The organism is Pseudomonas sp. CROZ-RG-20F-R04-15 (genome assembly GCF_022662375.1).
Taxonomy (GTDB): Bacteria; Pseudomonadota; Gammaproteobacteria; order Pseudomonadales; family Pseudomonadaceae; genus Aquipseudomonas.
In genome coordinates this window covers 917,907-944,249 of sequence record NZ_JAKNQL010000001.1, presented here as the reverse complement: position 1 = coordinate 944,249, position 26,343 = coordinate 917,907, and the positions used below count along the sequence as shown (strand labels likewise).

Here is a 26,343-nt window from a genome sequence, read left to right as displayed (position 1 = left end):
TGTGCCACCATCGAAGGCAATCGCCCGGCTATCGGCGACGAAGGTGTCGTTGAAGTTCGAACCGCGAATACCTTCGATGTCGGTGAAGGTGTCACCCTTGGCAATACCTGTGTGAACACCCGTCTTCAGATTCACAGTCACACCGACAGTGCTGTCGGTATAGCCGACCGTGTCGATGCCTGCACCGCCGAAGAACTGGTCGGCACCATCACCACCGAACAGGGTGTCGTTGCCGATGCCGCCAGTAATGATGTTGTCGCTGGCGTTGCCATAACCGGTGAACGCGCCGGTACCGGTATAGGTCAGACGCTCGACGTTGGCGTTCAGGCCTATTACGCCGTAGTTGGTGCGCACTTCGTCATTGCCGCCGCCCACCTGCTCGATGACCGTCGAGTTGCCACTGTTGAGGATGTAGACATCATCGCCCGCACCACCTTCGAAGGTCGCCGAGATGGAATCGATGCTGAAAGTATCGTTGAAGGCCGTACCAATGACCTTCTCGACGTTGAACAGAGTATCGCCTTCCGAATCACCGCCGATGCCCGCACGCCCTGGGGTGGTGTAGCGAATATCGACGTTGATGCCTGCGGCAGACGCCGAGTAATCCACCGTGTCGGTACCTGCACCACCGTCGATCTTGTCCGCACCGGCACCACCCAGAATCAGGTCGTTGCCGCCAAGACCATTGATCTCGTCATCACCACTGGTACCCGTCAGCGTATCCGCGCCGTTTGTCCCATTTATAACAGCCATTGTTTCTTCCTTGCCTTGTTGTGAACCGGTACCGGTTCGCGTGGCGATCACACGTCATCGCGGCGAACGATAAAGAACTCCGAATGTGTTGATATCGACAGGAATGCATCACAACTTGAGCCATGGCGTAAAAATGTATTGGGATTGATACAAATACGAAAAGACGACGCAAAAAAAAACAGGCGACTGCAAAAGTCGCCTGTTTTTATGTCGCCGGAGTTGATCGATCAATCCGCCAGCCAGCCATGTTCCCAGTAACGCAGGTTATCGCCGCGCAAGATGTAGTCGCGCAGCACGACTTCACGCAACTCGTCGCCCATGCGGTAGCTGGCGTCCGGATCGGCCAGGTGCATGCGGATAGCCTGCAGCCATTCGTCCGTAGTGTTGGTCTTGATCCGCGTGCACGGCAGGTAGCCGCGGTAGGCCTCGGTGTCGGTGCAGATCACCGGGTAACCGCAGGCACCGTACTCCAGCAGACGCAGGTTACTTTTGCAGTCGTTGAAAATATGGAATTCCAGCGGCGCCAAAGCCAGATCCAGATTGAGGCTGGCCAGTTTCGCCGGATACGCGTCGAGGCCGATCACGCCATGGAATTCATGCATGTAAGGACGCAGATCGTCCGGGCACATGCCGAAAAATACCCAGTCGACTTCATCCGCCAGTTCGCGCACGACATCCGCGATCACCGCCAAGTCACCATGGTGACTGGTGCCGCCACCCCAACCGACTCGCGGTTTTTTCGAGGTCCGCCGCTGGCCGCGCAGGTTGCTCCAGAACTCTTTCGCCAACATGTTCGGCACCACGCGGATGTCGTGATGCATGTCCGACAAGACGTTGGCCAATGGCTGAGTCGAAACCACGACGCGGTCGCACATGCCGATCGCACGGCGAACAATACGCTCCATTTCATACTTGTCCGGCATGTTGCGGATATGCGCATTGCGATGAGGAACATCAATGACGTAGTCGTCAAGCTCATAGATGCTGCGAGCATTGAAGTAGTTGCGCAGTACCGGCATTTCGTTGACCGACGCCGCTGTGTAACGCCCTTGCAGAACGATGACATCAGGCGACATACGCTCGATTTCAACAATCGGCGGCAGGTTCACGCTATAGCGAATCTGCCCCTGTACCCGCCCGGCCGCTTCAAGTTCGATCAGCGGTTGCGTGACACGATAGTGACCGATCGCGGAGGCGTTGAGCGGCAACCCGAGAATCTTCGGCAGCGTGCTGTTGCTGAAAGGACTCCAGCCTGTGCGCAGGCCCGGCTCGAGCGTGAAGCTCGAACCCGTGTGCTTGTGCAACGACAGATTGGGATTGTAGGCAGGGTCGCGGGCAATGACCGGCAGCCAGCGCTTGAAAAACGTTTCTTCCTGCTGATTGTGCGAGACCGCTTCTTCATTGATGACCGCGTCGACTGGCTGCGCGCCCAGCGCCAGCACCGCATAAGGCGTCCACACCACGAGATAACCCTGCTGGGCTACGCGCAGTGCCAGGTCCACTTCATGCAGCATACGCGGCAGGCTCTGCTCATCCAGACGGTCAACCGCATCGAACACTGACTTGCGCACCATCAGGCAATCGGCGCCGACGGCACTCAGGTCCTGAACCACTTGCAAGCGGAACATGTAGCCGGATGACTGCATCGCCTGACCATAAAACGGCAGACCGGCCGGCCCCTGCAAACCGAGCACCAGCCCCGCATGCAACACATAGCCATCGGGATTGAAAAGCTTGGCACCGACGATGCCGACTTCCGGGCGCTGAGCGTGATTGAGCAACTCGTCGAGCCAGTCAGCCTGAGTGATCACGGTGTAAGGGTTGAGCAGCAGGACATACTCGCCCCTCGCCTGAGCCACGGCAAAGTTGCGCAGCGCGGCGACGTTACCCTGCTGCGGGTAAGTCAGCACGCGCACGCGCTCGCTGCCCAGTTGCGCCATGCCGTCCAGCCAGGCGCGGGCCTCGGCGCTCTCGCTGGCATTGTCGACCAGCAACAGCTCGTACTCGCTGTACGCGGTTTTTTCCAGCAGGCTTTCGACACAGCGTTGCAGGGCAGCAATCTGGTCGCGAGTAGAAATGATGATCGAGACCAACGGCCGACGGGCATGCCGGTAATCGACTCGATTGAGCAACTCGACACTGCCACGACGCAGATCGTGGGCGATGCCCAGGCGATCAAGATGTGCCGACAGCAATCGCGCGTTGTTATCCGTTACAGCGGGCAGCGACAACCACTGCGCCAGGTCGAAAGACGACTCGATGGCAATCTCGGCCAGATGCCCCACCACCTGAGTGCCTTGATCCTCAACCATGCGCCAGAGGATGTCGTGAGGCGCGAGTTCGGCAAACGTCGAATCGAAGCCGCCGAGTGCCAGGAAGGTCTCGCGCCGGAACGCCAGGGCGCGGCCGACATAGGGGTAGGTGCGCATCAGATCCAGGTTGAAGTCAGGCTTGAATGCCGGCTCCACCGACTCACCCGCACGCAAACTGCCTTCATCGCTGTACAGACAGTGCAAAGCGCTGTTGAACGCGATCCGCTCGGCCATCATCAGCAAGGCCGGGGCCACCAGACGATCACCGGCGCGCAGCAGATAGAACCAGTCAGCGCCTTCCAGTTGCGGCAGCAACTGATTGATCTGTTGCAGGTAGTCGTCCTGTAACGGCAAATGGAACACCCGCCCATCCAGTACCGGTTCAGCGCAATGGCTGGACAACACCAGCGTCAGCTCGGGCGGATAGACCTGCGCGGCGAGACTTTCCAGCGTGCGCTCCAGCGCCGCAGGACTGCCCTGCTCATCCACCACGATGGGCACGATACGCGGTGTGGCCGGCCAGCCTGCCAGGGTGTCGGGCAGCAATCTGCTCTGGACGTCACTGAGCCTGCGGCACGCCAGCCATTGCGAGTAGAGTTCGGAAAAACTCTGGCTGTCAGCGCCAACCTGCCAGATCTGGGCGCTCTGTTTGGTACCGAGCGTTCGGCTCAGCGGCAGCTCTGTCCAGACCCGAGGCGACTCATCCGCTTTGGGCATTGGCACATAACGCGCCCAGCCCTTGGCTGGCGCCGACTCTCCGCTGCGCGCCTCGAGCATTTGCAGCAGCCATTTCTGCTCGACGCCCATCGCGTCCTTCATGGCTTGCTGGCCGCTCAAACGATCCGGATACAGGCGTTCGACACTCAACACATGATTGGAAATCACTACGTTGCCGCGTCGCAGCAAACACACGAACAACGCGAAATCGAGGCTCGCGACAAAACAGTGGTCTGGCTGAGTCAGCGCCGGCAGTAATTCGACAATGTCGGCGCGACGGAACAGGGCATTACTGAAACCACCGAGGAGGTTCGACGGGAACGTCTCGAAGAGCGCCAGCAGGTCCTCCCCCTTGAACAAGCCACTGATCGGTGACAGTGGTGTGTTTTCCAGCCGTGACGGCAGCACCATGTCGTCGGTGTCCCAGAACAACCGCTGGGCCAGCACCAGATTGACTTCGTCACGATGAGCAAGCACGTCGGCCTGACGCTCGATGCAACTGCTGAACAGTTGATCGTCATCGCACAGAAACTTGATGAATTCGCCCTGCGCCTGATCCAGGCAGGCCTGCAGGTTGCCGACCATTCCCAAGGTGTGCGGATTGCGCACATAACGCACCACCACCCCGCTCTGCTCGATCAAGGCTGTGACAATGGCTTCGATTTCACCGCCGCGACTGTCATCGCACACAATGATTTCAAGATTGCCATAACCCTGGCTGACGGCGCTGCGCAATGCCCGCTCGAAGAAGCGCGGATTGAAGGCAGGAATGACAAGGCTGACAAGGGGAAGTGACTTCACGGCGGACTCGCAAGCGGCGGGAACCCGCCCGGAATTGCGAGCCCTCTGAAACCGCGAAAAAAGACATTGAAAACTCAGGAGCCGAAGTTCCGGGCGCTTGCGCGCCCGTTACCGTCAGATCTTGTTGAACAGACCCAACTGGCTGATCTTGCTGAACGCCAGTTGCGCAGCCTGCAACATAGTCTGTTGCAAGGTCAGACGAGTCATGACTTCGGCCGGATCGGAATCGCGGATCGAACCTTGCGTCGTGGTGTTAGCGGTGCTCAGACTGTCGTTGGTAACAGCCTGCATATCCAGCGACTGACCACGGGCACCGATCGACGTGACTGCGGTGCCAATCTGATTGGCCGCAGCGTCGATGTTACCGATACCGGCTTCCATGGCGCCCTGCAGTTTTTGCTTGGCGACCGGATCGCCATCGATGGGTGTGTTCAGCGCAGTAATCATCTGACCCAGGGTATCGAGCACGTTCTGGGTCTGGTGGTTATTTGGCTGAATCGAAAACTGATCGCCGGCCGCAGGGGTGTTGCCCAAAGCGAATGTCACGCCGGCCGCCGTTGCATTACCACCGGCCACGGTGCCCGAAGAAACAGGCTTGCTGTCCGCCGTGACCGGCGCCGCGTACAGGTCAAACGCTGTGGCGCTGGTGAATTTGAGCACCGCGCCACCCTGCGGGAATGCTGCGGTGTAGGCGGCCTGATCGGTGATATTGGAACCGGTGATCACCGCCGTCGAAGGGTTGCCCGGGCTACGCGCAGTGGTGAACGTGTCCGGTGTGACCGCCAACTGAAAGCTGTGCCCGGCAATGACCGCGTCCGGGTTGGTATCACCGGCCTTCAGGTTGATGTTCAGCTGCATGTCGACGCCACGGAAGCTGAAGCTCTGATTGGAACCACTGGTGTTGCTGATCACGCCGTTCTTGCTGGCTTCAGCAGTCACATCGTTACCCAGTGCGTCAGTGATTTGCATCTGTGTGCTGCTGACGAAACTGACGGTGTACGGCTGCCCGGCGGTGAACTTGGCGTTGTAGGTAGCTTCAGTGCCGATCGTTCCGTTGGACAGCACCACACGGCCATCATCTACCGCCGGAGCGGTGCGGGTGACGTTGGTGCGGGCGGTATTGATGGTCTGCTGAAAGGCATCCCAACCGGTGGTGTTGGTGCCGACCGACAGGCCATCGCCAATACCCAGATTGATGGTGGTCTGGTCACCGTTGTAGGTGTAGGTGCCGTCGCCGTTCTGCGAGTAAGGGGCCGTGTCGGTTTTCGAACCGGAGAACAGGTAGTTGCCGTTGGCATCCTTGGAGTTCATCAGGCCCAGCACTTGTTTCTGGATCTCGCCCAGTTCCGAGGCGTAAGCCTGGCGGTCCTTGTCGGTGATCGTGCCGTTGTTGGCTGCCAGGGAGATTTCCTTGGCGCGTGCCAAAGCCGTGGTGATCGAATCCAGCGTGGACTCCTGCACGTTCAATGCACTTTTGGTGGTATCAACGTTGGTCTTGTACTGATCCAGCATCGCGGCCTGCTGGCCCAGTTGCAGCAAACGCCCTGCACCGATCGGATCATCGGATGCATTGGTGATGCGCTGCAGGCTGCTCGCCTCGCTGGCCGTGGCGACAGCCTTGTTGAAGTTACGCTGATAGTCCGACGCTTGCGTGCCGTAATACTGGGCGGTGGAAATGCGCATGAATTACGACTCCTTAAAGGCTGTTGATCAGCGTGGCGAAAGTTTCCTGCGCAGCTTTGATGATCTGCGAAGACGCTGTGTAGTACTGCTGATATTTGACCAGGTTGCCGGTTTCTTCATCCAGGTTCACGCCGGACAGCGAATCGCGGGCGCCTTTGGCGTTATCCAGGATCGCCGAAGTCGCGGCGCTGTCGGACTTGCCCTGGGCGGTCTTGGTACCGACGTTGGTCACCAGCTTGTTGTAGGCGTCAGTCAGGCTGATGCCCTTGCTCGCCGAACCGGTATCGACGGTCTGCGCCGTTTGAAGGGCGACCAGCGATTGCGCGTTGCGGTTGTCCGAAGACGCCGCACCGGTCAGGTTCATGGTGAAGGTTTCGCCAGGCTTCGGCGTGCCGCCAACGGTGGTCTGCACGGAGAAGGTTTTCTGTACGTTCGGCGTAACGCTGGTGTCCAGCACCGGGTTGCCGCTGGCATCGACGATGCCGACTTTAAGTTCCAGCGCGTTCGATTGACCGGGAACGATAGTGCCGCTGCTGATGAGGCCGCCCTTGGCATCCACAAAAGTGTAAGACTGGCTGCCCCCGGTAACCGCACCGAACACCAGTTTCACCGGCGTCGAATTCTTCAGCGCCGCCTGCATGTCAGCCTGGGAAGTCGGGTTGTAGATATCGATCTTGCTGGTCAGCGTCGGCTGGGTGAAGGTGCCCAGACCGCTAGCGCTGGCCACACCGGTCAACGGACCGGCCGCAGCGATTTTCTTCGGATCGGTGAGCACTGTCTGGATGCTCGCCGCCGCATTACGGGTCGGGGTGATTTTGAAGCTGTCACCGGCGCTCAACGCACCACCCTTGAGCGCAAGGGTGAAACCGTCGATCACTGGCGGCGGATTGGTCGTGGTGCTGAAGGCGCCCATATCGGTGCCGTCGGAACGCTTGACGGTGTAGTCAGTGGCGCTGGTGAACGTCACTTGATAATCGCTGGTGGTCAGCTTGCCGGTGTCCTTGATGGTGACATCGAGGTTACCCGAACCGGTACTGTTGCCAGACTGCGCGATGCTGCGCGAACTGACCAGCGCGGTACTGTTGATGTTGTTGAAAATCGCCGCACCGAAGTCACCGTTCTTGTCGATGCCCTGGGCTTGCTGGCTGTTGACCTGATCCGCGATCACCAGCGCCACTCGGCCCAGCTCATTGAGCGACGGGTCGAGGACTTCTTTGCGGTAAGTCAGCAGGCCGCCAATTTCGCCACCGCTCATCGCCGAGGTGATGTCGATGGTGCTCGAACCGCGATCCATCTGGATGGCCATGCGCGACGGATCGTCTTTGCTCGCGACCATGCTCAGCGTGTTGGTGGTGTTGCCGATCACCAGCGGCTGACCGCTGCCGATGTAGACGTCAAAACTGGTGCCACGCTCGACGACCTGTGCACCGGTCAACTCGGACAACTGGCGTACGGCTTCGTTACGACTGTCGAGCAGATCGTTCGGCGCACCACCGCTGGTGGAGATCTCACCGATCTTCTGGTTCAGGTTGGCAATCGAGGTGGCCAGCTTGTTCACCTGGGACGTCATGTCGCCCAGGCTGCCATTGATGGTGGTGTTCTGGTCGTTCAGCTGTTTGGCGAGGGTGTTGAAGCGGCTGGTCAGCGCCTGCGCGCCGGTCAGCACCGATTGACGGGAAGTGTCATCGGTCGCCGAGGTCGAAACGCCCTGCATCGTGGTGAAGAATTTCTGCAGCACGCCGGTCAGGCCGGTGTTGGTGTCCGACAGCATGGAGTCCAGCGGCGTGGCCTGCGCCAGGTAAGCAGCCGATTCGCTGTCGAGCGAAGTAGCGGTGTGCAGCTGGCTTTCCAGGTACGAGTTGTACACCCGGCGCACGTCGGCCAGGGTGGTGCCCGTACCGATGAACACGGTGCCGAACTGCTGCGAGGATTTGGTGCCCTGCACGGTTTGCTGACGTGAATAACCGGCGGTGTCGACGTTGGCAATGTTGTTGCCTGTCGTAGCCAAAGAGGACTGGCTGGCCGACAGTCCCGACATCCCGATATTGAGCAAACTCATGGTTCAGACCTTATACCTTGTGCCTTAGAAAGGCGTGGTGGATACACCCGCCGCAGCGTAGTTTTGGAAACTGTTCATCTGCTTGGCTATCTGCGAAATCTTTGTCGCGTAGTTCGGGTCGGTGGCGTAACCGGCCTTTTGCAACTCGCGTACAAACTGTTCTGGGTTATCGGCAGACTTCACGACATCTTGATAGCGATTATTGCTCTGCAGCAAAGTCACCAGATCGTGGAAGCTGTCCTTGTACGAGGCATAGGAACGGAACTCGGCCGTCTCCTTGACCATCTGCCCGTTGCGGAACTCGCTGGTGATCGCCCGCGCCGAATCGCCCTTCCAGTTGCTGCTCGCCTTGATGCCGAACAGGTTGTGGCTGCTGCTGCCATCCTGGGCACGCATGACCGATTTGCCCCAACCGGTTTCCAGCGCAGCCTGTGCCACCAGATAGCGCGGATCGACGCCGATACGGTCGGCCGCTTCCTTGGCCATCGGCAGCATGGTGTTGACGAATTCGTCGGCGGAGCTGAAGGCTTTCTTCGCCGGCGCCAACGGAATCTGCGCCATGGCGCGACCATAAATCTGCATCTGGCCGCCCGAGGCTTTTTCGTTCTCGGCACGCGCCAGCCAATCGCCGTTGTACAGCGGGCCGGCGCCAGTGGTGGCCGCCGTGGTCGCGCGTTGCGGCAATTGTGTGGCCGCTGCCGACGTAGCCGATGGCACCAGGCCTGCGAGCAAACGATCGGCCAGTTTCGGTGGCAGAGCCAGACGACGCTGATTGATCAGTTCCATGTCGTTGCGATGGGCCAACTGCGTATTCGGTGCATTCACCGAACGCGACGCCCACAACGGACGCTCACCATTGAGGCGCGACAACGGGCCGTTGGTGGCCACGGTGCCGGCGGCAATCGGCGTGACCACTGCAGCGGCTTTTGCCTTGGCTTCTTCCTGCTTGGCGGCGGACGCGGCCGCAGCCTCGCCCGGCGCCATCGGTTTGTTCTTCGACATCTGCCGCATCAGCACGTCGGCCAGACCGATACCACCGCCCTCGCGGGACATGGAAACGGCCAATTGCTGGTCGTACATTTCCTGGTACTGCTTGGCCGCCGGCGTGTTGAGCGGGTTGTCCTGACCCAGCGCTTCGGTGGCTGAACGCATCGACTTGAGCATTTCACCAAGGAACAGCGATTCGAACTCCTGCGCCACTTTGCGCATGTTCGCATCGCTGTTCTTGTCGCCGACCTTGAGCTGGTTCAGGCGATTGAGGTCCGAGTAGGAGCCCGAATCGTTGCTGCTGACCAGACCGCTTTTGCGCATATCCATAAAGGTCGGCCTCAGATCACGATCAGGTCGGCTTGCAACGCGCCGGCCTGCTTCAGCGCTTCGAGGATCGCCATCAAGTCACCCGGTGCCGCGCCGACCTGGTTCACCGCCCGCACGATCTCGTCGAGGGTAGTGCCCGGGCCAAACTTGAACATCGGCTTGGCTTCCTGCTCGGCATTCACCCGCGAACGCGGCACGACAGCGGTCTGGCCATTGGACAGCGGGCCCGGCTGGCTGACGATAGGGTCTTCGGTGATGGTCACGGTCAGGCTGCCGTGAGTCACGGCGGCTGGCGACACTTTCACGTTCTGGCCGATGACGATGGTGCCGGTACGCGAGTTGATGATGACTTTCGCCACCGCCTGACCCGGATCGACTTCAAGGTTTTCCAGGATAGACAAGTAGTCGACGCGCTGGCTCGGATCGAGCGGCGCGGTGACACGAATCGAACCGCCGTCGATGGCTTGCGCGACGCCAGGGCCGAGCATGTCGTTGATCTTGTCGACGATACGCTTGGCGGTGGTGAAGTCGGAACGGTTGAGGTTCAGCGTCAGGCTGTTGCCCTGGTTGAAACCGCTCGGCACCGAACGTTCCACCGAGGCACCGCCAGGGATGCGACCTGCCGACGGAACGTTGACGGTGATCTTCGATCCGTCACGGCCTTCGGCGTCGAAACCGCCAACCACCAGGTTGCCCTGAGCGATGGCGTAGACATTGCCGTCGATACCCTTGAGCGGGGTCAGCAACAGTGTGCCGCCGCGCAGGCTCTTGGAGTTACCGATCGAGGACACCGTGATGTCGACCTGCTGACCCGGCTTGGCGAACGGCGGCAAGTCGGCACTGATCGACACCGCCGCGACGTTTTTCAACTGCACGTTGCCCGATCCCGGTGGCACCTTGATGCCGAACTGCGAAAGCATGTTGTTGAAGGTCTGCAGGGTGAACGGGGTTTGCGTCGTCTGGTCGCCGGTGCCGTTAAGCCCGACCACCAGGCCGTAACCGATCAACTGGTTGGAGCGCACGCCGGAAATGCTGGCGATATCTTTCAGCCGCTCGGCGTGGGCAGCAAAGGCTGCGGACATCAGCGCCGCAGCCAGCATGAGGCTCTTGAAATTCAAAGTCGCCACCTAGAAAGGGAACAGCGGGCTGAGGAAGAAACGGTCGAACCAGCCTGGCTGACTCGCATCGGCAAACGAACCGGTGCCCGAGTAGGTGATGCGCGCATCGGCGACACGAGTCGACGACACGGTGTTGTCAGTGGCGATGTCATCGGCACGCACTAAACCTGCAATCCGCACCAGCTCATCACCGGTGTTGAGAGTCATCCACTTCTCGCCGCGCACAGCAATGATGCCGTTGGGCAAGACGTCGGCCACAGTCACGGTGACCGAACCGGTCAGGGTGTTGCCCTGCGCGGCCTTGCTGTCGCCTTTGGTGGCGCGGTCGCCGCTGTAGCCCACATCAAGACTCAGGTCGTTGCCGCCCAACGGGTTGTTGGTGGTGCCACTACCGCCGAACAACGACGTCAGGCCGATACCGGTCTTGCTGTTCTTGGCCACTTGCGAGTTGGCGTTCTTGCTCGCCTGGGTCTTCTCGTTCAGGGTGATGGTGATGATGTCACCGACCCGGAACGCCTTGCGGTCGCTGTACAGGTTCTGCTCGAAGCCGGCCTGGTAGATCGAGCCGTTATTGGCCGCAGCCGGCAGCGGCGTGCGCGGCAACACCGGGGCGTAGTAAGGGTCATTGGGCTTGGGCGTCGGGGCGACACAGCCCGCGAGCGAGACGACCCCACTCAATGCCAGAACAGATACAAAGCGATTCATGACCCTACCTCACGGTGTTGCAGGCGACCTCATGGCCGCCTCATAGACTTGATTACAGATTCTGCGTTACGAACGAGAGCATCTGGTCGGCGGTGGAAATCACCTTGGAGTTCATCTCGTAAGCGCGCTGAGTGGTGATCATGTTGACCATCTCTTCAACGGTGCTGACGTTGGAAGTTTCCAGGGTGTTCTGCAGCATGGTGCCAAACCCGTTCAGGCCCGGAGTACCGACTTGTGGCGCGCCGGAAGCGGCGGTTTCCAGGAACAGGTTGTTGCCCACGGCTTGCAGACCGGCCGGGTTGATGAAGTCGGCGGTTTGCAGGTTGCCGATCACTTGCGCTGCCGGGTTACCGGCGATGGTCACCGACACGGTGCCGTCACGGCCGACAGTGAAGGTCTGCGCATCGTTCGGGATAACCACGGCAGGCTCCAGAGCGAAACCGCTGGCGTTGACGATCTGGCCATTGGAATCGAGGTGGAAGGTACCGTCACGGGTGTAGGACGTGGTGCCATCCGGCTGCAGAATCTGGAAGAAACCGCGACCGTCGATGGCCATGTCCAGCGGCTGCTCGGTGGTTTGCAGGCTACCGGCGGTGAAGTTTTTCTGGGTGCCGACAATGCGCACACCAGTGCCCACTTGCAGACCCGACGGCAGTTCGCTGTCCTGGGTCGACTGGGCGCCTGGCTGACGCTTGATCTGATAGAGCAAGTCCTGGAACTCGGCGCGATCACGTTTGAAGCCCGTGGTCGACACGTTCGCCAGGTTGTTGGAAATGGTGGTCAGGTTGGTGTCCTGGGCGGACAGACCGGTTTTGGCAACCCATAGAGCCGGAAGCATTCGATTCTCCTCGTGCGCCTGTTTTTCGGCGCGACGTTCTGATAATTAGCTGATCTGCAAGACCCGAGCCATGGCCTGGTCATCGTCTTTGGCGGTGTTCATCATCTTGACGTGCAACTCGAACTGCTTGGCCAGGGCCAGCACCGAGGTCATCTCTTCAACGGCGTTGACGTTGCTCGATTCAAGGAAGCCCGACACCAGTTTGACGTTGGCATCGGCCGGCGCAGGCTTGCCGTCCTTGGTGTAGATCGAGCCGTCGAGGCCCTTGTTCATGTTCTTGATGTCCGGGTTGACCAGTTTGATCCGGTCGACTTCCGCCATGACACGCGGGCCTTCACCCATCGCACGAATACTGATGGTGCCGTCTTCGCCGACTTCGATCTGCTGCTCGGGCGGCACGGCGATCGGACCGCCATTGCCCATCACCGGCATGCCGTTGCCGGCACGCAGCACGCCGAGTGCGTCAACGTTGAGGCTGCCGGTGCGCACGTAGCTTTCGCCGCCATTGGGGTTCTGCACGGCGATAAAACCGTTGCCGGTCACCGCGACGTCGAGGTCACGACCGGTCTGCACCAGCGAGCCCGGGGTGAAGTCGGTGGCTGGCCGTTCGCTCATGGCAAACGCACGCGCCGGAAAGCTGTCACCGAACACCGGCATCGAACGCGCCTGTTCCAGGTCGCGCTGAAAACCGTTGGTGGAGATGTTCGCCAGGTTGTTGGCATGCGCCTTTTGCGCCAGTGCATTCTGGCTGGCGCCGGTCATTGCCACATAAAGGTACTTGTCCACACTCTTTCCTCTGCATGCCGGACGTTTGCCGCCCACCGCTGTACTGCTGAGCCATAAGCAATTTGCAGACCAACTTTTTTCTGGCGGACAAAGACCCGGCAAACAAAGGACTTGAGGGATGACGAGGGGAAATTTGAAATGTATCGAAGTCGAAAAACCGGCGGTGTTATGCCGGTAGGTGGCAAAGTCTGGTACGGCGTTGATCGTTCCCACGCTCCGCGTGGGAACGATCACGTGCTGCCCGGATCTTTGCCGACTTCGTATTCGCGCAGTTTGTTGGCGATGGTGGTGTGCGAAACCCCCAACCGCTTGCCCAATTGCCGGCTGCTCGGATGCTCGGAATACAGCCGCTCCAGCACCGCTTTCTCGAACCGCCCGACAATCTCGTCCAGCCCGCCTTCCAGCGAGAAATCGCCAAGCGGCTGACGCACGCCGTAATCCGGCAGCCGAATATGCTCCGCCTTCACCGTGCCGCCATCACACAGCGAAACCGCCTGAAACAGCACGTTCTCCAGTTGCCGCACGTTGCCCGGCCAATGGTAATGACTGAGTCGATCCATCGCCGCCGGCGCCAGTTTCGGCAGCGAACAGCCGATCTGCCGACTGGCCTGATCGAGGAAGTGCTCGACCAGCGGGGTCAAGCCGTCGAGGCATTCGCGCAGCGGCGGGATGTGCAGCGAGAGCACGTTCAAGCGGTGATACAAATCCTGGCGAAACTCGCCGCGCGCGCACAGCTCGGACAGATCCACTTGCGTGGCGCAGATCACCCGCACATCCAGGTAAACCTCTTCATCACTGCCGACCCGGCGAAAGCAACCGTCCTGCAAAAAGCGCAGCAACTTCACTTGAAGACGCGGGCTCATCTCACCGACACCGTCAAGAAACAGCGTGCCGCCCGCCGTCAGCTCCAGCAGCCCGAGTTTGCCTTCGGCCCGCGCCCCCTCGAAAGCGCCGGGGCCGTAGCCGAACAGCTCGGTCTCGGCCATCGACTCCGGCAAGCCCGCGCAGTTGAGCGCCATCAGCGGCGACTGCCCGCGTGGACTGGCGAGGTGACAGGCGCGCGCGAGCAATTCCTTGCCAGTGCCGGTTTCACCTTCAATCAATAGCGGCGCATCCAGTGGTGCCATACGCCGTGCTTCACGCACGACGGCGGCCATGACTTTCGAACTCTGAAAGATGCTGTCGAAGCCACGCAGCTCCTGCTTGCGCACGTTGTAAATGCGCTCGCCGACACGGTCGGCGCGGTGCAATGTCAATACCGCGCCAGCCATCGCTTCACTGTCGTCGTGCTCTGATTGCAGCGGCGCGATGTCGGCCAGAAAGATGTCGCCCTTGACCTTGACTCGCATGCCATTGATTCGCGATTTATTCGCGCGTACCAGTTCCGGCAAGTCAAAATCTTCGGCGTAGCGCGACAGCGGAATCCCCGGCACTTCATCGACGCGCACCCCGAGCAACTGCGCCGCCGCGCGGTTGGCGGCGACGATCGAGCCGCCCATGTCGATCGACAGCACCGGAAACTCCAGCGCACCGAGCAACGCGTTCAACTCCATGTGCCGTCGTTCGCTGGGCATCAGCCCTACCCGCTTGACGCCAAACACCCCGGCAATCGCCTCGAACTTGGGGCGCAGCGCCTGGAACTGGATATTGATCAGGTTCGGGCAATGCAGATAGATCGCATTGCCATGCTCGCCACCGACCTCACCGCGCGCCACGTTGATCCCGTAGGCGACCAGCAGGTTGAGGATGTCGCGCAGGATGCCGATGCGGTTCTGGCAGTGGACTTTGATGCGCATAGGAGAAAACCCGCCAAACCAGTCATAAGGTTAAATACAAAACCTGTGGGAGCGAGCCTGCTCGCGAAGACGGCGGCACATTCAACATTAATGTGTCAGACAAATCGCATTCGCGAGCAGGCTCGCTCCCACAAGGGATAGCACCACGACTTTTTCTGCCGAGGCGCGCAGATAGTTGTCAAGATTATGTGACAGCCACCAGGCTTTTCAAACCTGAAAATCACCGAAAATGCGCGACGGCGATCAAACCGTAACGATAACTTTACGAATCAAAGAGAAATTTCCTACGCACAGACAAATCAACATGCTGCACATCAACCCGCTCTCAGGTAATTCTGAATCCATAGCTGGACATAACAAGAACGAATTCCCCTAGCAGGAGAGCAGTATGAAGCAGACGCAATACGTGGCCCGCGAGCCCGATGCGCAAGGTTTTATCGACTACCCCGCCGAAGAACACGCGGTGTGGAACACGCTGATCACTCGCCAGTTGAAAGTGATTGAAGGGCGTGCCTGCCAGGAGTACCTGGACGGTATCGAAAAACTCGGTCTGCCCCACGACCGCATTCCGCAACTCGGCGAGATCAACAAGGTGCTCGGCGAGACCACCGGCTGGCAAGTCGCCCGCGTTCCGGCACTGATCCCCTTCCAGACCTTTTTCGAACTGCTGGCCAGCAAGCAATTTCCGGTGGCTACGTTTATTCGTACCCGCGAAGAGCTCGACTACCTGCAAGAGCCGGATATTTTCCACGAGATCTTTGGTCACTGCCCGCTGCTGACCAACCCGTATTTCGCCGAATTCACCCACACCTACGGCAAGCTCGGCTTGCAGGCGACCAAGGAAGAACGCGTGTACCTGGCGCGTCTGTACTGGATGACCATCGAGTTCGGCCTGGTCGACACCCCGCAAGGCAAACGCATCTACGGCGGCGGCATTCTGTCTTCACCGAAAGAAACCGTTTATTCGCTGTCGGACGAGCCTGAGCATCAGGCGTTCGATCCGCTCGAAGCCATGCGCACGCCGTATCGCATCGACATCCTGCAACCGCTGTACTTTGTCCTGCCGAACCTCAAGCGTCTGTTCGACGTGGCCCATGAAGACATCATGGCCATGGTTCGCCAAGGCATGCAGCTGGGTCTGCACGCACCGAAATTTCCGCCGAAACCCAAAGCCGCGTGAACCGCGACTTTTGCTGACAATTGAGCCTGTCAGTCGCCGCCACTTTGGTTTAGCGTGACGGTATTGACGACTCAGAAGCCTTTATAAAAAAAACACACTCGATTTCAGGAATACACCATGTCCACTTTGAACCAAGCCCACTGCGAAGCCTGCCGCGCCGATGCGCCACAAGTCAGCGACGAAGAACTGCCGATCCTGATCAAGCAGATCCCTGACTGGAACATCGAAGTACGCGACAGCATCATGCAGCTGGAGAAAGTTTTCCTGTTCAAGAACTTCAAGCACGCGCTGGCCTTCACCAATGCGGTCGGCGAGATCTCCGAGGCCGAAGGTCACCACCCGGGCCTGCTGACCGAGTGGGGCAAAGTCACCGTGACCTGGTGGAGCCACTCGATCAAAGGCCTGCACCGCAACGACTTCATCATGGCCGCGCGCACTGACGAAGTGGCCAAGACCGCAGAAGGACGCAAGTAATGCACTTCGACGCCATCGGCCGGGTACCCGGCGACCCGATCCTCGGCTTGATGGAGGCGTATGCGCAGGACAGCAACCCGCGCAAATTCGACCTGGGCGTTGGCGTCTACAAGGACGCCCAAGGCCTGACGCCGATCCCGGAAGCGGTGAAAATCGCCGAAGCGCGACTGGTCGAAAGCCAGGACACCAAGACCTACATCGGCGGCCACGGCAACCCGCTGTTCGGCAAAGTCATCAACGAGCTGGTGCTGGGCGCCGACTCGAAGCTGATCGCCGAGCTACGTGCCGGCGCCACCCAGACGCCGGGCGGTACCGGTGCGTTGCGTCTGGCCGCTGACTTCATCGCTCAGTGCCTGCCGGGCAAAGGCGTGTGGTTGAGCAATCCGACCTGGCCGATCCACGAGACCATTTTCGCCGCCGCCGGGGTCAAGGTCAGTCATTACCCTTATGTGGGCAGCGACAACCACCTCGACGTTGAAGCCATGCTTGCCGTGCTCAATGAAGTGCCGAACGGTGATGTGGTGTTGCTGCACGCGTGCTGCCACAACCCGACCGGTTTTGACTTGAGCCATGACGACTGGCAGCGCGTGCTCGACGTGGTGCGCAAGCGCAATCTGCTGCCGCTGATCGACTTTGCCTACCAGGGTTTTGGCGATGGTCTGGAACAGGATGCGTGGTCGACCCGCTTGTTCGCGGCAGAAGTGCCAGAGTTGCTGATCACCAGTTCCTGCTCGAAGAACTTCGGTCTGTATCGCGACCGTACCGGTGCGTTGATCGTCTGCGCGAAAAGCGCCGACAAGCTCATCGACATCCGCAGCCAACTGGCCAACATCGCTCGCAACCTGTGGTCGACGCCGCCGGATCACGGCGCTGCAGTGGTCGCGACCATCCTCGCCGACCCGGAGCTGAAAGCGCGCTGGGCCGATGAAGTGGAAGCCATGCGCCTTCGCATTGCACAACTGCGCAGCGGCCTGGTCGAAGCGCTGGAGCCGCATGGCTTGCGCGAGCGTTTTGCGCACATTGGCGTGCAGCGCGGGATGTTCTCTTACACCGGCCTGTCGCCGGAGCAAGTGCAACAACTGCGCGAGCATCACAGCGTGTACATGGTCAGCTCGGGCCGGGCTAACGTCGCCGGCATCGACGCCACGCGCCTCGCATTGCTGGCCGAAGCCATCGCCAGCGTCTGCAAATAATCCCTCCCATTGCTCGTTCCCACGCTCCGCGTGGGAATGCAGCCCGGGACGCTCTGCGTCCCAACAGCGGACGCAGAGCGTCCATTGAGGCGTTCCCACGCAGAGCGTGGGAACGATCAATCACCACAGTTTTGGCGCCCCCTGCGGCCATCTGTCGCATTAATTTGAATTAAAAGTCTGATTGTCATTTTTCCTGCTGTATCCTGCGCAGGCTTTCCAAAAGCGCGGATCTACCAGATCTATCAACAGACTTAGCGAGGAGCGCAACCATGCACGAGATTCCTAATCTCCCCTTCCCAAGCCTGCACGTACCTGAGCAGACGACCACGCAGCAAGCCGGTGCTCAACAGCCCGAGCCGAAAGAAGCCGTTGAGAGCCGCCCGGCCGACAACGAAGAGTAAGACCCGTCGTACAGACCGTGTGGAAAGCGCTAACATGCGCTTTCCACACTGCCTGAACCCGAGCCCGCCATGACCGACGAATTCTCTGAAAGCCAAGCTGCCGTCCTGATCGGCGCGACCGAGAAAATGATCGAGATCTGGAATCGCCTCTCGCCCGAGAAACAAGCCGCCCTCCTCGCCCGTTTCGGCACAGAGGAAAATGCTCTCGCCGCGCTGGTTACCACGCAACTGGTTGCCCCGGACAAACCTTGAAGCGGTCGCCCGACAAATAGTTTTACTTTTCCCGCCCCAGAGGCGTCCGCGCCGGTATCATAAGCAGCCTATCTAATCTGCCGCTCCCGTGGATCGTTACCCATGTCGCCCTCTATGCCAGAACCCCAGCGTCCCCTGGCGGTCACGCTGCAAGTCGTCTCCATCGTCCTCTTCACCTTTATCGGTTATCTGAACATCGGTATTCCGCTCGCGGTATTGCCGGGTTACGTCCACAGCGATCTGGGCTTTGGCGCAGTGATCGCTGGACTGGTGATCAGCGTGCAATACCTCGCCACCCTGCTCAGCCGCCCGTATGCCGGCAAGATCATCGACAACCAGGGCAGTAAACGCGCGGTGATGATTGGCCTCGCCGGTTGCGGCTTGAGCGGTGTGTTCATGCTGATCTCGGCGTGGACGCCGAACCTGCCGATGCTCAGTTTGATCAGTTTGTTGATCGGTCGACTGGTATTGGGCAGTGCGGAAAGCCTCGTGGGTTCCGGCTCGATTGGCTGGGGCATTGGCCGCGTTGGCGCGGCGAACACGGCCAAAGTGATTTCCTGGAATGGCATCGCCAGTTACGGCGCACTGGCGGTCGGCGCACCGTTCGGCGTGTGGCTGGTCGGCCAGTTGGGTCTGTGGAGCATGGGCGTCAGCATCATCCTGCTGGCCGCGCTGGGCCTTCTGCTCGCTTGGCCAAAAACACCGGCACCGATTGTCGCCGGCGAACGCCTGCCGTTCATGCACGTGCTCGGCAAAGTGTTTCCCCATGGCTGCGGTCTGGCCCTGGGCTCGATCGGCTTCGGCACCATCGCCACCTTCATCACCCTGTATTACGCCACCCAGCACTGGGACAACGCGGTGCTGTGCCTGAGCCTGTTCGGCGCCAGCTTCATCGGCGCGCGGCTGCTGTTCGGCAACCTGATCAACCGTCTCGGCGGCTTCCGCGTGGCGATTGCCTGTTTGTCGGTGGAAACCCTTGGCCTGTTACTGCTGTGGCTGGCACCCGACGCGCATTGGGCGCTGGCCGGTGCGGCGCTGAGCGGGTTTGGTTTCTCGCTGGTATTCCCGGCGCTGGGCGTGGAAGCGGTGAATCTGGTGCCGGCGTCGAGCCGTGGCGCAGCGGTCGGCGCCTATTCACTGTTCATCGATTTGTCGCTGGGGATCACCGGGCCACTGGCCGGGGCGATAGCGGCAGGCTTTGGTTTCGCCTCGATCTTCCTCTTCGCCGCGCTCGCCTCGCTGAGCGGACTGGCGCTGAGCGTGTACCTGTACAAGCACACTGCCAAATACCGCGAAGACTAGAAGTCCACTTTGCCGCGCCCGGCCTTGATGCTGCCGCGCTTGGTTTTCGATTCAAGCCGACGTTTTTTTGAACCGAGAGTCGGTTTGGTCGGGCGGCGTTTCTTTTCCACTTTGGTGGCGCTGAGGATCAGCTCGACCAGACGCTCCAGCGCATCGGCGCGATTGGCTTCCTGCGTGCGGTATTGCTGGGCCTTGATGATCAACACGCCATCGCTGGTGATACGACTGTCGCGCAGCGCCAGCAGCCGCTCCTTGTAGAACTCGGGCAAGGACGAGGCCGGAATGTCGAAGCGCAGGTGCATGGCGCTGGAGACCTTGTTGACGTTCTGCCCACCGGCGCCTTGCGCGCGGATGGCTGTCAGCTCGATCTCGGCATCCGGCAGATGCACATTGTTGGAAATCACCAGCATGGAAAAACGCCCTTATTCAGAACGCACAGGATACCGCGATTAGTCGCAGAGTGACCGGCTGCCCGCTGGCACAACTTCCTGCGCACTTATGTCGAGCGTCATTTCGAGTTACCATTACCGCCTTTTAACTTACCCGATCAATGCAGGAAGCAGACTTATGAGCAACAAGGCAGTTATCGTGTTTAGTGGTGGCCAGGACTCTACGACTTGCCTGATCCATGCACTGACCCACTACGATGAAGTCCACTGCATCACCTTTGACTATGGTCAACGCCACCACGCCGAAATTGAAGTTGCACAGCAACTTTGCAAAAAACTCGGCGTCACCGTGCACAAGGTCATGGATGTCTCGCTGCTTAATGAACTCGCCATCAGCAGCCTGACACGCGACAACATTCCGGTGCCGACCGTGAACAGCTCCGGAGAAAGCCTGCCCAGCACTTTTGTCCCGGGAAGAAACATTCTGTTTTTGACCCTTGCTTCCATTTATGCCTATCAAGTACAAGCCCGGACGGTCATTACCGGCGTATGCGAAACCGATTTCTCCGGGTATCCGGATTGCCGAGACGAGTTTGTCAAAGCATTGAACAACGCTCTTGAGTTAGGCATGGATTACAAGTTACGCCTCGAAACACCCCTGATGTGGTTGAACAAGGCAGAAACCTGGGCCTTGGCTGACTATCACAACCAGTTGGATCTGATACGCCATCAGACGCTGACTTGCTATAACGGTATCGCCGGAAGCGGATGCGCTGACTGTGATGCTTGCAATCTTCGCGCGAAAGGACTCAACGAGTTCCTGGAGAATAAAGAGCAGGTCACCAATAGCTTGAAAACAAAACTCAAGTTGAATTAAGGCACAAAATAACGCTCACCTGGACAGCCCAGGCGAGCGTTATTTTTTATTCGATCAAGCCTGACTGCCCGTCAGGTATTTCTTGAACAGTGACCGCGCGCCATACGCCGGCATGATATTAAAGAAAGCAAAGCCCACTTTAATCGCGATCTGCACATAGATCATGCTCAGGATCGCGCTGTTTTCCATCGTTCCGTAAAAGGCGATGTAACAGAACAGAAAACTGTCGATGATCACCGCAAACAATGTACTCAAGAACACGCGCAGGAACAGGAATCTGGAGTTGGTCAGCTCCTTGATCTTGCACAACAGATACGAATTTATATTCTCGGACACCAGAAAAGAAATGGAAGATGCCACCAGAACGGAAGCCAGCTGACTGATCACGTCATTGTAAGGCCCATCAAGCTTCCACCCCGGCAGCCCCGGAAGATGGGTGGTAATCGCCAATAGAATGATAATCGCCGCATTGCTGATAAACGCGAAGAGTATCGCTCGGCGTGCAAGCCTGAGCCCGAAGGTTTCGTTCAACAAGTCAACGATCAGAAAAGTCAGCGGATACAGGAATGTTCCCGGAGTGACGACAATGTCGAAACAATCCAGATAAATAGGTTTTGTCGCGGCAATACTGGTGAAGATATACAGCGTGAACAGCATCAGGTTCAGGATAATGTAGATCATCCAGGAACTCTCATGACGGTCATTTATTTCGTAAGCGGTGAGTGCCCCGCCCTGCGAGTAAAACTTCTTGTAGAGGTTTTTTACTTCGATTTTATTCAGATTATCCATAATCTCACTATTCAATACTTCACTGAGCTTTATTTTAATTATCTTGCCTGTCGCGATGACCATGATCACGGCCAGGCTTTTTCCATTCTCGAATCCCAGCAACTTGTACTTGCTGTTTTCCATTTCAACACTGCAATCCATTAAATCGTTCCTCGATTACATCTCCGATCACGCATACACGATCCGTATCAAAGCTGCCTTCATGGCTTATAGATAACTTCGCTGTGATTTTGTCATACAGCAGTTTTTCCCTGTCGCTGGTTGACGCTCCTTTCTGCACAATCAACAAATCGCCGGGCTCATTCATGCCACTGATTTCGTTTTCCAGAAGCACGCCAATCAGGTTGAAAGACGCGCCAAAATAGTAAGTCAGCGGATAAATCGTGGCCAACTCACCAATTCTTTTATCCAGACTTTGCAGGAGCATGCTTTCCTTGATCACAGGCACAGCTGCCGGGTTCATGTTCCCCTGCGGAGAGATACTGCTTTCGATTATTTCCTTCTCTTCAAAATCGATCGTCTCGATTTCTTCATAAGACACCCCGAAGAAATCAGAGATCTTGCGAACAGTGGACTGCTGTACGTTGACCACCTTGCCTTCGAGAATGTTATAGATGGTCGTTCGGGTCAAACCACTGGAGTGACACAAGGACAGCTGCGTCTCCCCGCGACTCTTGATCAGGTACTTGATATTGTTCTTCAGATTCTCCGATCTTTCTCTTCTATGCATCACATGCTTATCATCCATTTTTAACTGCAATCAATGTCACGTCTGGAATGATCATTCCGGACATACACAAGTGAGGTAGGAAATTGCAGTTTTATCCCTGTCAGTGCCGCGCGAAATCATAGCACCCTCCCTCCCTGGATTCGGTATAAAAAGTCAGCTTTCACAGGTTGCTTGCGCCAACGTGCTGGGTCATTTCAGCCTGGCTAGTGACTCGTCAGTTCCTGTCGTCTTCCATCCCAGGTCTGAAAATCGGCCCAGGGCAATAGCTGTTTTACACCCGACGCGACTCCAAAAAGAATCATTTTCTTTGAAGAATGTTCATTTATTTGATTAATTCTGTAGCGTTCCTCACTGAAAAATCTATGATGCGTCAATCCGGCGTCTCATTTGCGAGAGTGAAAGAGCGAAAAATCGGGGGGCCTGTACAGGGTTTAGTTTTGCGCACACAGCAGTCAAAACACGGATTCGCCTGTACAGATCTGGCAAGCAAGGACATGCGCAAATCACGCAAAACCAGGGAAGGAATCAAGCAATGGCAGTCATTACTGAACCGCTCAAGAACCAGGCTGACTTGCTGCGACGCGGCTTGGCAGATCTCCGCGCAGAAGACGCCGAACTGGCGGCCATTCTCGACGCTGAAGTTACTCGTCAACAGCACACGCTTTCACTGGTCTCGTCCTCCTGCGCAGTCCAGCCGCGAACCTTGGTGGCTTCTGCTTCAGTGCTGGTCAATGTGAGCGCAGAAGGCATGTCCGGCAAACGTCACAGTGCAGGGTGCGAGAACGTCGAGTTGGTCGAATCGCTGGCCATCCGCAGGGCGCGGGAACTGTTCGCGGCCCAATACGCCAACGTCCAGCCTCACTCGGCGTCGAACGCCATTTACCAGGTGCTCACGTCCCTGCTTGAACCCGGCGATACCTTGCTGGGCATGGCAGTGGAACACGGTGGCCATCTCACGCATGGCAGCCTCGCCGCGTTTTCCGGCGCCTACTACAAGGCGATCCAGTACGGCACGACATCAGACGGTCTGATCGATTACGACAAGGTTCGCTTGCTGGCACTCGCCCATCGCCCACGCGTCATCCTCTGCGGCGCCACCGCCTATTCGCGACTGGTGGACTTCAAGCGGTTTCGCGAAATTGCCGATGAAGCCGGTGCCATCCTGCTCGCCGACATTTCGCATATCGCCGGGCTTGTCGCCACTGGCAGGCATCCAAGCCCGATCGACGCCGCACAGGTCACCGTGACTTGCACGCACAAGCAACTCGCCGGGCCTCGGGGTGGCGTGATCCTCAGCGGGCGTGACGCGAACACCAAGATTCCCGGTTTGCGGACCACTTTCAGCCGCCTCCTCGATCAAGCCGTGTACCCGCGAATGCAGGGCGCGCCTGCCGCCAACATGATCGCGGCAAAGGCTGCCGCGCTGGGCTACGCAATGTCTGCCGAATTCGATGCCTGCATGGCGCAGATCCGCAGTACCGCGGATGAAATGGCCAAAGCGTTTCAGGCCAAGGATTATGAGGTGGTCGGCGGCTGCAGTGAAAACCACACGGTGCTGGTTCACTTGCATGGCGGCGTTACGGGCGCCATCGCGGAGGCGGCGCTGGGGCACTGCGGGATCATCGTCAGCAAACATCGCGTACCCGGCGATCACCGCTCGGCACTTGTTACCAGCGGATTGCGCATCGGCACGGCTGCTCTGGCGCAACGCCGGGTCGATGTCCACGGCAGCCGTCAGATCGTCGATTTGATCGTGCGAATACTGAATACCGTGGCGCCGCTCGGCGAACAGGATTACACCCTGGAACCCCTGCTCCTCGCGCAGTTTCGCTCAGAAGTCGAAACCTTGTGCAGGGATTATCCTCTCGCCGACTATCAATAGCGCCCCAGCATTTGCCCAGATAAAAAAACCCGGCACTCAGGCCGGGTTTGGTGTTTCTGCGTCAACGCTTACTTGGCAGCACCTGCCGCGTGCACGGCCTGCTGCGCACCGCGCTTGTTCTTGATCACGTAGCAGACCCACATGAACACGACCCACACCGGAATCGCATACACCGAGATCTGAATGCCCGGGATCAGCAGCATCACGCCAAGAATGAACGCGACGAACGCCAGGCAGATGTAGTTGCCGTACGGGTACCACAGCGCCTTGAACAGCGGCGTCTGCCGGGTCTTGTTCATGTGCTGGCGGAACTTGAAGTGCGAGAAGCTGATCATCGCCCAGTTGATCACCAGCGTTGCAACCACCAGCGACATCAGCAGTTCCAGCGCGTGTTGCGGGATCAGGTAGTTGAGCAGCACAGCAACCAGTGTCACTGCAGCCGAAGCGAGGATCGACCGCACCGGCACGCCGCGCTTGTCGATCTTCGCCAGACCTTTCGGCGCATCACCCTGCTCGGCCATGCCCAGCAGCATACGGCTGTTGCAGTAGGTGCCACTGTTGTACACCGACAAAGCTGCGGTCAGGACCACGAAGTTGAGGATGTGCGCGGCGGTGTTGCTGCCGAGCATCGAGAACACTTGCACGAACGGGCTGCCGCTGTACGAATCGCCGGAAGCGTTGAGGGTTGCCAGCAAGCTGTCCCAAGGGGTCAGCGACAGCAGGATCACCAGTGCGCCGATGTAGAAAATCAGGATCCGGTAGATCACCTGGTTGATCGCTTTCGGGATCACGGTTTTCGGCTTGTCGGCTTCAGCTGCGGTAAAACCGAGCATTTCCAGACCGCCGAAGGAGAACATGATGATCGCCATGGCCATCACCAGACCACTGACGCCATTGGGGAAGAAACCACCGTGTGACCACAGGTTGCTGACCGAGGCTTGCGGGCCGCCATTGCCGCTGACCAGCAGGTAGCTGCCCAGCGCAATCATGCCGACGATCGCCACGACCTTGATGATCGCGAACCAGAATTCGGCTTCACCGAAGACTTTGACGTTGGCCAGGTTGATTGCGTTGATCAGCACGAAGAAGACTGCCGCAGAGACCCAGGTCGGGATGTCCGGCGCCCAGTAGTGGATGTATTTGCCGACCGCAGTCAGCTCCGACATGCCCACCAGAATGTACAGAATCCAGCAGTTCCAGCCCGACAGGAAGCCGGCAAAGCCGCCCCAGTATTTGTGCGCGAAATGGCTGAAGGAGCCGGCCACCGGTTCTTCGACGATCATCTCGCCGAGCTGGCGCATGATCATGAAGGCGATGAAGCCGCAGATGGCGTAGCCGAGGATCATCGACGGGCCGGCGGATTTCAATACCCCGGCCGAGCCGAGGAACAATCCGGTACCGATCGCGCCACCGAGGGCGATCAGTTGAATGTGGCGATTTTTCAGGCCGCGTTTCAGCTCGCCTGATTGCGAGGGTTGTCCACTCATGAAAAAGGTCTCACGCAAGGTTTGATGGTGTTCAGTAGACGTTGCTGCAAGGTTGCGATTTCAGGCAGCCCCGATCAAACCCCAGCGCAGGCACCAGGAGTTCAGCTTGTTTACAACGGTCATGCGTCACCTGTTTGTTTTTATCTGTGACGAAATCGAACCCGAAACGCTTGTGGCGCGACGGAGTGAACAAGGCGGATAGCCTTGAGATTTGCGCGATTACGCAGAGGGTCACAGTTAAAACGCGGCGCATTGTACACCGCTAACCCCCTGCTGCCAGACCCCGCTGGATCAGCGTGATGGTTGCCGGGATTGCGTGTGTCCGCCTCGAGACACTCGAGCGGCTGCAAAAATTGAGTCAGGCCTTTGCAGGCCATCGGCGTGGACGAGGAAAAAACCGTCCCACGGGGAGAGATGGAGATCAGTCACGGCGTTCATTGCGCCTCCTTCTTGTTATGCACCTGCACGACAGGCATGGGTCGCATCTCACCCTGCAAACGCC

The 26,343-nt window shown here is 58.7% G+C and carries 22 protein-coding genes; 8 read left to right on the top strand and 14 right to left on the bottom strand.

The annotated features are described in order from the left end of the window. The 10 genes from L8H52_RS30430 to L8H52_RS04255 all read right to left on the bottom strand — a co-directional run. On the bottom strand, positions 1-753 hold a 753-nt coding region (locus L8H52_RS30430; RefSeq protein WP_277930200.1), incomplete at its 3' end, for a calcium-binding protein. Positions 754-980: 227 nt separating this feature from the next. Then, positions 981-4,583: a glycosyltransferase gene (locus tag L8H52_RS04295; protein WP_242204340.1), complete on the bottom strand. Its 3,603-nt coding sequence runs from the start codon at positions 4,581-4,583 to the stop codon at positions 981-983. A gap of 114 nt (positions 4,584-4,697) precedes the next feature. After that, positions 4,698-6,266: a flagellar hook-associated protein 3 gene (locus L8H52_RS04290; protein ID WP_242204342.1), complete on the bottom strand. Its 1,569-nt coding sequence runs from the start codon at positions 6,264-6,266 to the stop codon at positions 4,698-4,700. 13 nt (positions 6,267-6,279) lie between these two features. Then, positions 6,280-8,325, bottom strand: coding sequence for a flagellar hook-associated protein FlgK (gene flgK, locus L8H52_RS04285; protein ID WP_242204345.1), 2,046 nt, complete (start codon positions 8,323-8,325; stop codon positions 6,280-6,282). A gap of 24 nt (positions 8,326-8,349) precedes the next feature. Next, positions 8,350-9,642, bottom strand: a complete 1,293-nt coding sequence (gene flgJ, locus L8H52_RS04280; RefSeq protein ID WP_242204346.1) for a flagellar assembly peptidoglycan hydrolase FlgJ — start codon at positions 9,640-9,642, stop codon at positions 8,350-8,352. An 11-nt stretch (positions 9,643-9,653) separates the two neighbouring features. Beyond that, positions 9,654-10,742 carry a flagellar basal body P-ring protein FlgI gene (locus L8H52_RS04275; protein ID WP_242205510.1) on the bottom strand — a complete coding sequence of 363 codons (1,089 nt, stop codon included), beginning with the start codon at positions 10,740-10,742 and terminating at the stop codon, positions 9,654-9,656. Between the two features lie 27 nt (positions 10,743-10,769). Next, complete coding sequence (flgH, locus tag L8H52_RS04270) at positions 10,770-11,465, bottom strand: flagellar basal body L-ring protein FlgH (protein WP_034153262.1); 696 nt, start codon at positions 11,463-11,465, stop codon at positions 10,770-10,772. 52 nt (positions 11,466-11,517) lie between these two features. Next, on the bottom strand, positions 11,518-12,303 hold the full coding sequence (gene flgG, locus L8H52_RS04265) for a flagellar basal-body rod protein FlgG (protein WP_242204348.1): 786 nt from the start codon (positions 12,301-12,303) through the stop codon (positions 11,518-11,520). Between the two features lie 45 nt (positions 12,304-12,348). Continuing rightward, positions 12,349-13,089, bottom strand: a complete 741-nt coding sequence (locus L8H52_RS04260; RefSeq protein ID WP_242204350.1) for a flagellar basal body rod protein FlgF — start codon at positions 13,087-13,089, stop codon at positions 12,349-12,351. Between the two features lie 230 nt (positions 13,090-13,319). Then, positions 13,320-14,885, bottom strand: coding sequence for a sigma-54-dependent transcriptional regulator (locus L8H52_RS04255; RefSeq protein WP_242204351.1), 1,566 nt, complete (start codon positions 14,883-14,885; stop codon positions 13,320-13,322). Between the two features lie 388 nt (positions 14,886-15,273). On the opposite strand from L8H52_RS04255, the gene phhA reads away from it, so the two are divergent. From phhA to L8H52_RS04230, 6 genes are all read left to right on the top strand, one after another. Continuing rightward, positions 15,274-16,065 (top strand): phenylalanine 4-monooxygenase, encoded by a 792-nt coding sequence (gene phhA, locus L8H52_RS04250; RefSeq protein ID WP_007920123.1) that lies wholly within the window; start codon positions 15,274-15,276, stop codon positions 16,063-16,065. A 117-nt stretch (positions 16,066-16,182) separates the two neighbouring features. Next, the gene (locus L8H52_RS04245; RefSeq protein WP_003222798.1) at positions 16,183-16,539 is read left to right on the top strand and encodes a 4a-hydroxytetrahydrobiopterin dehydratase; all 357 of its coding nucleotides are present in this window, start codon (positions 16,183-16,185) and stop codon (positions 16,537-16,539) included. Then, entirely contained in the window at positions 16,539-17,732 is a 1,194-nt protein-coding gene (locus L8H52_RS04240) for an amino acid aminotransferase (RefSeq protein ID WP_242204354.1), read from the top strand. The genes L8H52_RS04245 and L8H52_RS04240 overlap by 1 nt, the downstream gene beginning before the upstream one ends. A 269-nt stretch (positions 17,733-18,001) precedes the next feature. Next, the gene (locus L8H52_RS30425) at positions 18,002-18,133 is read left to right on the top strand and encodes a hypothetical protein (protein WP_008088845.1); all 132 of its coding nucleotides are present in this window, start codon (positions 18,002-18,004) and stop codon (positions 18,131-18,133) included. Between the two features lie 69 nt (positions 18,134-18,202). Next, on the top strand, positions 18,203-18,385 hold the full coding sequence (locus tag L8H52_RS04235) for a hypothetical protein (protein ID WP_242204356.1): 183 nt from the start codon (positions 18,203-18,205) through the stop codon (positions 18,383-18,385). A gap of 114 nt (positions 18,386-18,499) precedes the next feature. Continuing rightward, a complete protein-coding gene (locus L8H52_RS04230) occupies positions 18,500-19,687 on the top strand; it encodes an MFS transporter (RefSeq protein ID WP_174244495.1) in 1,188 nt (395 codons plus the stop codon). Here the strand turns inward: L8H52_RS04230 and arfB are convergent. Continuing rightward, positions 19,684-20,097 (bottom strand): alternative ribosome rescue aminoacyl-tRNA hydrolase ArfB, encoded by a 414-nt coding sequence (gene arfB, locus L8H52_RS04225; RefSeq protein WP_007920134.1) that lies wholly within the window; start codon positions 20,095-20,097, stop codon positions 19,684-19,686. The two genes, L8H52_RS04230 and arfB, sit on opposite strands and share 4 nt — an antisense overlap. A gap of 157 nt (positions 20,098-20,254) precedes the next feature. Between arfB and queC the strand changes: the two genes are divergently transcribed. Further along, positions 20,255-20,953, top strand: a complete 699-nt coding sequence (queC, locus tag L8H52_RS04220; protein ID WP_242204359.1) for a 7-cyano-7-deazaguanine synthase QueC — start codon at positions 20,255-20,257, stop codon at positions 20,951-20,953. A gap of 54 nt (positions 20,954-21,007) precedes the next feature. Here the strand turns inward: queC and L8H52_RS04215 are convergent, their stop codons facing one another. Together L8H52_RS04215 and L8H52_RS04210 are read right to left on the bottom strand one after the other, a co-directional pair. Continuing rightward, positions 21,008-21,883 (bottom strand): queuosine precursor transporter, encoded by an 876-nt coding sequence (locus tag L8H52_RS04215; RefSeq protein ID WP_242204361.1) that lies wholly within the window; start codon positions 21,881-21,883, stop codon positions 21,008-21,010. Beyond that, entirely contained in the window at positions 21,867-22,472 is a 606-nt protein-coding gene (locus tag L8H52_RS04210) for a helix-turn-helix transcriptional regulator (protein WP_242205512.1), read from the bottom strand. Before L8H52_RS04210 ends, L8H52_RS04215 begins: the two co-directional genes overlap by 17 nt. Before the next feature lie 532 nt (positions 22,473-23,004). Here L8H52_RS04210 and L8H52_RS04205 point away from each other — a divergent pair. Further along, positions 23,005-24,354 carry a serine hydroxymethyltransferase gene (locus L8H52_RS04205; RefSeq protein WP_242204363.1) on the top strand — a complete coding sequence of 450 codons (1,350 nt, stop codon included), beginning with the start codon at positions 23,005-23,007 and terminating at the stop codon, positions 24,352-24,354. 68 nt (positions 24,355-24,422) lie between these two features. Here the strand turns inward: L8H52_RS04205 and L8H52_RS04200 are convergent, their stop codons facing one another. Beyond that, on the bottom strand, positions 24,423-25,841 hold the full coding sequence (locus tag L8H52_RS04200) for an amino acid permease (RefSeq protein ID WP_242204366.1): 1,419 nt from the start codon (positions 25,839-25,841) through the stop codon (positions 24,423-24,425). Positions 25,842-26,343 lie beyond the last annotated feature (502 nt).